Origin of the sequence: uncultured Draconibacterium sp. (genome assembly GCF_913060805.1) — a bacterium.
In the GTDB taxonomy this organism is placed as follows: domain Bacteria; phylum Bacteroidota; class Bacteroidia; order Bacteroidales; family Prolixibacteraceae; genus Draconibacterium.
Genome location: NZ_CAJXTC010000067.1, coordinates 1 through 9,264, shown reverse-complemented (window position 1 = coordinate 9,264; position 9,264 = coordinate 1). Strand labels below are relative to the sequence as shown.

The window sequence follows — 9,264 nt, the reverse complement described above, 5'->3', positions numbered from 1 at the left end:
GAAAAACATGTAAATGCCTATAAAAAAGTTTTCAGGTTAGCCGCATTCAATGTTTACTCTCACAATCGCGACGATCATAGCAAAAATTTCTCTTTCCTGATGAACGCAAAAGGAGAATGGCAATTTGCCCCGGCTTACGACCTGACATTTTCGAATTCGGCCTACGGATTTCACAGCACCATGATAGCTGGAGAGAGTCGGAATCCAGGACGAAAGGAACTTTTGAAGTTGGCTGATCATTTTGGATTAAAAAAAGCCGATGTAATTATCGAAGAAGTTCAAGATGCAATTAACCATTGGCCGTCCATTGCCAAAGAATGCGGAATTTCAAAAACCAACATCCAAAATATCCAGAATGTACTGAATAAAATTATGGATTAAAATAAAAGCCCCTCCCAAGATTGGAAGAGGCTCCTCAAATATTTTGTAGTTCAATTGATAGCAGAACTTTAAGTCATACTATCAATTTTTTTTGATCAAATTATTTTACTTCTTCAAAAATAACCACATCTGACTACGAATACTTTACAAGCTAATGGTACAAATATGACACAAAATAAATCATCTATTTTTCTACGCCACATCGGTATCATTTCCGTTCTCAATGATTCAAAAATACTCAAGAATACCAGAATGCCTTATTATAGTTTTAAACGCTTCACATAACTAGCATTTCATGATTCAAACATTAATTATAATCTTTTCAGTCTGGCCACCTTCCGGCATCATTCCTGCTGCAATCATCTCCCGAACCACCGCCGGCACCTCATCCTCATGAATGAACACATACGTAATTATCAAGCCGTGTTTCTTAGATATTGATTCAATTTCTGCCTGGATCGTTTTTAATAGATTACCGCCATTAAAGATCATTATTTAACAGTGATTATTACTGCATGATTTAAATGTAAAAAATCAGCATGTTTAATAACTCTTTTTTAAATATATGATCACTACAATTTTAGTTTACTATTTCCTCATTTCTTTCAAAAATTCAGAAGGACTTTTATGGTAATACTTTTTAAAACTTTTAGAAAAATAAGATGGAGCTGAAAAACCAACCTGATATGCTATTTGTGCCAGATTAGTATCTGTCATTTTCATTAAATGAACAGCTTTTTTTAAGCGATATATTGTAATGAATTCAATAGGTGAATAGTTGGTTAACGCTTTAACTTTCCGGTATAACTGAATTCGAGAAATTCCCAGTTCGTTACTTAGAAAGTCAACACTAAGTTCTGTGTTTTCAATATTTTTTTCAATTTTATCTTCGAAATTCTCAATAAAATATTTTTCAATTAAGTTATCTGGAACTAATTTTTTAGTGTGGTTGTGAGGTTCACCAAATGCAACTTTCAATCGCTTTCTACCTTCAATTAAATTACGAAGGCGAACTTTTAATATGTCAACATTTACCGGTTTTGACAAATAGTCATCTGCACCACTTTCAAAACCCAAAATTCGTTTTTCATCCTGCGCATTTGCCGTAAGCAAAATAATGGGGATATGACTGGTTGACAATTCTTTTTTTAGATGGCTACACATTTCAACGCCATCAATTCCTGGCATCATCACATCAGAGATAATCAGATCGGGAACATATTTCACTGCCTTTCTTATTCCTTCGATACCGTCACGGGCTTCAAGCACACAATAATTTTCTTTCAGGAGAGATTTCAGATAAGAACGTATTCCGGGATGATCATCAACCAGTAAAATTGTTGTTTTCTCCTTGTCAAACTCATCATCAAAAATATACAAATCTTCACTCCCGATTACGGAAGAAATTACATCTTGAATATCCTTCCTGTCAACTATTTTTTCATCAGACTCTTCCACTTCAATTTTTATGTTTTTATCTTCCTGTTTTGCAGGAATCGAAAAAGTAAAGCAAACAAAACCATTACGATTAGTAACCTCAATCTTCCCTCCATGTATATCGATGTACCCCTTCACAAGTGCCAAGCCGAGACCTGAGCCACCTGTTTTTGAGCCCGCTTGATAAAAACGGTCGAATATCTCTTTTATCTTATTTTCAGGAATCGATTTACCGGAATTCATTACCTGCACCTCTACAGAGTTTTTCCCTTCAACAAGTTTCCGACTCATCAAAATTTGAATAATGCCCTTTTCCGGTGCAAATTTGAATGCATTGGATAATAAGTTGGTATAAATCCGTTCCATTTTTTCCACATCAAAATCAATAACGAAGTCGTCTCCCGAAGTAGCTTGCATCCTGAATTCAATTTGCTTATGATTTGCAACTTCGGCGAATAGTCCGTTCCAATCTTCAAAGTGTTTTTTCAAATCAGCTGAAACGGGAGAAAAATCGTGTTTACCCAATTCATACTTTCTGAAATCTATGATTTGTTCGATAAGTTTTAATAGAATGGCTACATTTTTTTGAGCAATTTGAAGTAATTCCATTTGCTCTCCAGTTAAGTTTGTACTCTTTGATAAATTGTCAATTGGACCTGAAATCAAAGTTAAGGGGGTCCTAAATTCATGCGAGATATTGGTGTAAAATCTTAACCGCTCTTGTGTGACTTTTTCCAGCTTATCTGATAACTGTTTTAATTCAATGTTTTGGTTTGAAATGGCTTCTTTTTGTTCTTCGAGATTTCGGCTCGAAATTTTAAGACGTTTGAACGACCATAAATACATAGCTAAGAAAATTCCAACAAGAGTCAACAACACTAAACTAACGAACAATAAAATCTGCTGTTCCTGATACCTCACATTAAGTATCTCCAGCATATTTTTCGATTTTGTTATGTCCTCCTGTAAAGTGTTGATCTTCTGAAATTGCATCTTAGTTATGTCCACATTTGAATGGTCAATAAGAGTAGTTGGTAACAAATTATTTTTCTGAAAGGATTGATTATGCAATATGCTTGCCGCAATCCTAATAGCCTCCTTACCGCCAGTTGGATAAATTAAGGTTGCAGAAATAACACCTTTCTCAACCAGTTCAATTCCTCCCCCTGCAGTGGGCAGCCCGTCAACACCAACAATCAGAACATCACGGTTTGGAAATTGCTCTCTGATTACATTTGATGCAGCCTCTGCCATAAAATCAGTGTGTGCGAAAATTGCTTTTACAGAAGGGAACTTTTTCAAAATAATACTGAGGCTATCATGAACCAATTCATTGTTCCACTTAGCATGTATTTTATAGACATTTTCAATATTGGGGTATATACTGAGAGCACTACTAAAACCATTCATTCGCTCTAAAGCTGGAGAAGTACTGAGCATTCCTAATAATTCTACAACTTGCCCTTGTTTTTTCAATTTATCTGCAAGATAGACACCAGCAATATTCCCGATTCCAAAATTATTACCCCCAATATAAGCAGTATATTTCTGTGAATTTATTTTTCTATCAATAAGAATAACAGGAATGCCCGAATCATAAATTTTCTCGATAACAGGTTGAAGTGCCCCAATCTCATTGGGTGCAATTATCATCAAATCAACATCCTTCTTTAATAACTCTTCAATTTGTTGAACCTGTAAAAGTGTACTGTCTTCTGCCTGTCGTTTGATAAGTTCAATATCATCATGAAACATGAGCTCCCTATCCATTTCCGCTTCCATATTTAATCGCCAATCTCCGGCCGAACATTGCGAAAAACCTACAATGAATTTCTCTTTTGCCTGCGAACAGAGACAAAACAATACAAATGATATCACCAAAATGAAACGACACATAATTTTCAAGCTAATAACATTTAAAATTAACAAAATTAGACCAAGAAAAAATAGACAAAAAGCCCGATGGAAACCATCAGGCCTTTTTGATATTAATTAAACTAAACCACGTAAATCGGATCCCCATCCATTTTACCATATTTCTGCTAATTTACTAATTTCACCATCGAGTAATTCTACCTCTCCTTTTTCCGAGAACAGGCTTATTGATGTAAATTCTTTGGTAGAGAAAAATTGTTCGGTCATGACCACCAAACCGTCAACTGCAAATAATTCAACCGAAGAATTATCTATTATAATTTTGAAACTAAGTGAAGAGGAATTGACTATATACGGTGCATAATGAATACCTGCAAATTCCTGGTTCGGACTATCCCATCCTCCATTACTCCGATCAATAAAAAAAAGTTTATTTAGGTTGTCGTAGCCAATTTTTAGCGATTCATTTTTTTCATTTGATAAAATAATCCCGAAACGCTCACCAAAATTCATTGCTGTATTGTTTTCAGTATTAAAGTTCAAGTTTATTTCCATCGGGAACTGTGGTTTCATATTAATCTCCTGCATTCCTGAAACTGTAGAACCGGAGATCTTTTTTGAACCTGATTTTAGTTTTTCAAATTCTTTTACCGGCGACGAAACAAGTAGATAGTCGTTATAGATTTCTGTCAATTCCAGGGTTCTCGGGAGGGTAAATGCCCCCCTCCAGCCCGATGTCGGAATCTCATTTGCATATTGCCAGTTATTCATCCAGCCAATTAAAATTCTTCTGCCATCCTCATCCGGAATATCCGACCATGTTACACCTGCATAATTATCCTTACCATAGTCCAACCATTTAGTCCTTTCTCCGTGTGGTTCAAATACATGCCCGTCAAATTCGCCAACAAAATATTGTGTCGCCGAACCTCCATTTGGCCCTCCCGGATTGATACTTACCAGTAATACCCACTTAATTTCGTCTGTTCCTTCCACTTGCAAAGGAAACAAATCAGGGCATTCCCAAACGCCGCCATGTGCTCCAATTCCTTCTCCGAATTCGCTTTCCAGGGTCCAGTCGATTAAATTAGGCGAAGAATAGAAATTGATATGGTCGAGCACGGCAAGGGTCATTATCCATTTCTCACTTTCGGGGTGCCACATCACTTTTGGGTCACGAAAATCACGAATTCCGGGATTAGGTAAAACCGGGTTGTTTTCATATTTCGTCCAGCTACGCCCTTTGTCAAGGCTATATGCAATTCCCTGAGACTGAAATTTATCAGTTCCGGTATTTTCCAACTCCCGATTGTGATAGGTAAAAATAGCCACCATTGGCGGAACGCCGTTTTCTCCCAAACCCGATGTATTTTCCCAGTCAATTACAGCACTTCCCGAGAATATCCATCCTAAACTGTCGGGGTACAATGCTATTGGGAGCTGTTCCCAGTGAATGAGGTCTTTGCTTACCGCATGCCCCCAGTGCATTGGCCCCCAGATTGTAGTATCCGGGTTATGCTGAAAAAACAGGTGGTATTCACCATCGTAATACACCATCCCATTCGGGTCATTAGCCCACCCTGTTTCAGGCGAGAAATGAACCTTGGAACGGTATTGTTCATTGTATTTTTCTTGTTGGTTGTTTGCCGACGGCTCGCAGGCACTTAAGATAAAAACTACCACCAGAAGCTTATAAAATGTCTTCATCATTATTAATTTACTTTTATAAATTGTTGAGTTGATATTTGGTTGTCATTCAAAACATAAAGAATGTAGTGTCCCGTTTTTAAATCGCTTATATCGATTTCGGACGAGGAAATACCGGGAAATATTATTTTTTCTTTCAGGGTTTGTCCCAGTAGGTTTATAACTTTTGCTGTGGCGGTTTTACTGGTTCCAGCATTCAGCGTAAAGTGTATTTTGTGGTTGGCCGGGTTAGGATATACATCAATCGATTTTATGTTTTCTCTTCTGTCCAGTATTCCTGTGCCCAGCTCCTCTTCCCAAATTGAGTTGAGCTCCCAACCATTAAATGATTGAAGTACTGATGATTCATTTATCGAGAATAATTCGATGCCTTTTTGAAAATAAGGATTAGGAAACATCAATGAAGTTAATACAACATCTCCATCATTCACAAAAACTTCAAGCGACAGTTGGTCAACAAAAACATGAAAACTGATTTTGTTTTCTTTTAACTGCACAGGAGCATTTATAACCCGCGGAAATTTGCTGTTAAAGCTTACATATCCGCTTTGTGTACGGTCGATAAAAACATTCGAGGTTTTAGCGTCGTAACCCAATACCATTTTATTGGCATCCGACACACAAAGATTAAAGCCGACTTTCTGATCGCTTCCCGGGTTTACTTCGTAAACTGCTTCAAACTCATAAGTATTTTTCAGAGGTTTAAACTCTGTTAATACAGTTGTTCCTTCTACTGTTTTGTTCGTTAGTACTACTTCTTCCTTTCTTAACTTCTTCAATTCCTCAATTGGCTTTTGAGTGATTTTATAACCTTGAAGAGTGCTAACCAGCTGTATTTCGCGGGGCAGCGACTCAGCTGTACTTCCTCCCCAGGAGGTCGGAATGCTATTGGCATAATCCCAGTTATTCATCCAACCAAGCCAAACGGTACGGTCGTCATCTGCATCGTAATTCCGATAAGTTCTTACAGCATAAAAATCGGGGCCGTAATCAATCCAGTAGGCATGTTCGTATCTATGGTCGGTAAGAATATCCGAGAACATAATGTGGTCGATATTAATGTGTCCCCAACTACCTGAGAAATTGTCGATAATTTGTAATACAGCAGTTTGTCCGATGTATTCACTTATATCCCAGCCAAACCATTTTAGCTGTTCCGAATTGTCACCGGTAGCCGTTCTTACAACTTCTCCGTTTACAAGTAGGTTAATACAGGTTAAATTATTGTGGTTTCCGCCAGATATTAAAAAGTTGATAAAATTCTTGGAAACCGTAAACTCCGGAGATGCCAGTTTCCCGGTTGCGGCATCGCCACCATTAAAAGAATTCACCAGGTAGTCGCCCAAATAACCTGATACATCCATTTGGCCGGACAGGGATCCATTTGCCGGGCCCGTGCCAAAAGCAGTTCCTTCTGTAGTCCATGTTCCGTAATCAGAATCTTCAAAATCAGTAAATAGTTCACCGTTGATACCGGTGCCATTTTTCAAATAAGTCAGGGTTGTACCGTCAGGAGTGAAAGTACTTCCATCAAAATCGCCTACCCAGTATTGCCCACGATTAGGACCCATCCCACAAATCATAACCCACTTCTTATTTTCAGGATTACCATCTAATGGGAGTTGAAAAAGGTCGGGAACTTCCCAGGCGCCTGTTCGTGCACCAAGTGGCCCGAAAGACGATTGTTTAGTCCAGTTTTTCAAATCAGGAGAGCTATAAATTTCAATACGATGTTCACCCGGACGTGTAATAGCCATTGCCCAACGGTTGAGTTGCGTATCCCAAAATACAGAGGGGTCCCTGAAATCGGTTGAAGTGGAAGGAATTACCGGGTTATCGTTGTAATAATTGAAGTATTTAAAATCGGGCGAAGTACTCGATGAGATTCCCTGCGTTTCAATATTTGTTGTTCTATTGTGCATGGTATAAATCGCCACGGCAACCGTGTCATCTCCGGTTCCAAACCCGGCAGTGTTTGCAGTATCTACAACTACCGAACCTGTGTAGTAATCGAAAGACGAGTTTCCTCCCTGCATGGGCCAGGGATATTCTTTCCAGTACACCAAATCTTCGGAAACGGCGTGTCCCCACCAAAAAAGATGGTACAGACTGTCGAATTTTATGGTTCCGTCCGGGTCACCAATCCAGCCACTTTTGGGAGAAAAATGGAATTGTGGCCGGTACTGCTCACTATAGTCCTGAGCTTTAACAATAAGCGAAAAGCTGAACAACACACCAATTAATAGGGTCACAAATATATTCTTCATAATAATTTGTTTAATTATTTAATCTCCCAAAGCTGTTATAAGAAGGAAGCCTGAAATGGCTTCCTTCCTTTTATGAATTATTCTTTCGATTTTGCCAATAGATATGCAATGCAATTCGATGTCAGCTTCTCGCGGTTACCCGCTGTGTTTTCAACATCATTCTCAGCATACCAGTCATAAGTTCCTGAACCAATAAAGATAGCGGCACCTTTACCATCATGTTTATCCCATAAAACAAGGTTAATCTCCATGCCGTTCCAGTTGGACACCAATACTTCACAGTTGTTAACGGTTTCGAAGTATGCAACCCGTTCCTCAATGGTTGAGCCACCAACTGCGTAATCCGTCCAGTCATCCACGTTATACTGGTTGGTACGGTTACGGCGTGCAACTCCGTTAGGCAACATTATAAATTTTGTTGGGTCATCACTTTTATAGTTTAATCCCTGAGCTATGGGGTTTTCTGGATTACCGTACCACCTCAAATCCCAATCGCCCCAGTTATAAGAATCAGGATTTGCCTCGATATCGCCAAAAGCATTGTTTGGAGCATATTTTGCTTCGCTAACAATTCCCAGTTCATCAACCAGCGAACCGGCAAAATTGGTTAACAGGATGTTACCTCCATTTTCATAATACGTTTTCAGCTTGGATACTATTGCAGAATTATCGGCAACTCCGTATAACATTTGAGCATCAGGCCAGCAAGGGCGTGTACCCTGGTCTGAATGATACCAAACGGCATTGTATTTGCTCAAATCTACTGTGCCATCGGCAACCTGACTAAAACTTACATATTCAGCAGAAGGATATTTCTTTAAAAACCATTCTGCAGCTTTTTGGTCATCTAAAATCGTCATAGCAGATACATTGGCAGGCTCGCCCAAAAAGGCAAAGTAGAATTTCTCAGAAACAGTTACGGTGTATTGGCAGTAAATATCGCCGTTTACAATCGTAAACTCAACAGGATTGGTGAAATCCATGCTTGATGTAATAGCAGGAGTAATGACAGCTCCTGCTGGAAGTACAATCTCCGGGCTTATATTGCTAAGATCAATATTGCTCCCGCTTTCGATGGTTACCGTAACGGTTTTGTTTGCTTCATCGATTTCGCCTTCAGTCCCCGCAACCGAGAAACTCTGTATTTTAACATCGGCATCCAGGTTCAGCGAGCTTGTGTAATCCTCTTCGCAGGAAGAAAATAATCCGGCCGAAAAGGTTATCAGTATTATATAAATCAAATATTTCTTCATTTCAATTTCTTTTAAATGTTTAACTGTTACCAACCGTGATTTTGCTTATACAAACCTTTACTAAAATCAATTTGATTTTGAGGAATAGCAAAATACTCATGCTTCCCTTCCGTAAACTGACCATCTTTCAAGTATTCTCGTTTGGTTTTTTCTTCAGCAAAATAATTGTTGATATAATCTCCGGCTATTCCCCAACGTACCAAATCAAAAAAGCGAATACCTTCCATTGCAAACTCTAAGCGTCTTTCCCAGCGCAAAGCCTGGCGGGCAAATTCCTGAGTCCAGTCACAGTTTACACCAGGTTTGTAGATGTCCATTTTGTAGTTTGAACTTGGCGTGCCATC

6 protein-coding genes are annotated in these 9,264 nt (G+C 38.6%); 1 reads left to right on the top strand and 5 read right to left on the bottom strand.

Going from position 1 to position 9,264, the window contains the following annotated elements; translation table 11 throughout:
• Positions 1–381 (top strand): HipA domain-containing protein (locus tag QZ576_RS22175; protein ID WP_297101696.1); only part of this gene is annotated, 381 nt, incomplete at its 5' end.
• Between the two features lie 588 nt (positions 382–969).
• Here QZ576_RS22175 and QZ576_RS22170 read toward each other — a convergent pair.
• The 5 genes from QZ576_RS22170 to QZ576_RS22150 all read right to left on the bottom strand — a co-directional run.
• Complete coding sequence (locus QZ576_RS22170; protein ID WP_297101694.1) at positions 970–3,600, bottom strand: substrate-binding domain-containing protein; 2,631 nt, start codon at positions 3,598–3,600, stop codon at positions 970–972.
• 246 nt (positions 3,601–3,846) lie between these two features.
• The gene (locus QZ576_RS22165) at positions 3,847–5,403 is read right to left on the bottom strand and encodes a glycoside hydrolase family 32 protein (protein ID WP_297101691.1); all 1,557 of its coding nucleotides are present in this window, start codon (positions 5,401–5,403) and stop codon (positions 3,847–3,849) included.
• A 2-nt stretch (positions 5,404–5,405) separates the two neighbouring features.
• Positions 5,406–7,667 carry a GH32 C-terminal domain-containing protein gene (locus QZ576_RS22160; RefSeq protein WP_297101689.1) on the bottom strand — a complete coding sequence of 754 codons (2,262 nt, stop codon included), beginning with the start codon at positions 7,665–7,667 and terminating at the stop codon, positions 5,406–5,408.
• 77 nt (positions 7,668–7,744) lie between these two features.
• On the bottom strand, positions 7,745–8,920 hold the full coding sequence (locus QZ576_RS22155; RefSeq protein WP_297101686.1) for a DUF4960 domain-containing protein: 1,176 nt from the start codon (positions 8,918–8,920) through the stop codon (positions 7,745–7,747).
• A gap of 26 nt (positions 8,921–8,946) precedes the next feature.
• Positions 8,947–9,264: RagB/SusD family nutrient uptake outer membrane protein (locus QZ576_RS22150; RefSeq protein WP_297101684.1), on the bottom strand; the 318-nt coding region annotated here is incomplete at its 5' end.

Excerpts from the sequence above, each read along its gene's own strand:
- QZ576_RS22170 (WP_297101694.1), bottom strand. The coding sequence starts at position 3,600 with ATGGAAGCGGAAATGGATAGGGAGCTCATGTTTCATGATGATATTGAA.
- QZ576_RS22160 (WP_297101689.1), bottom strand. The coding sequence starts at position 7,667 with ATGAAGAATATATTTGTGACCCTATTAATTGGTGTGTTGTTCAGCTTT.
- QZ576_RS22155 (WP_297101686.1), bottom strand. The coding sequence starts at position 8,920 with ATGAAGAAATATTTGATTTATATAATACTGATAACCTTTTCGGCCGGA.
- QZ576_RS22165 (WP_297101691.1), bottom strand. The coding sequence starts at position 5,403 with ATGATGAAGACATTTTATAAGCTTCTGGTGGTAGTTTTTATCTTAAGT.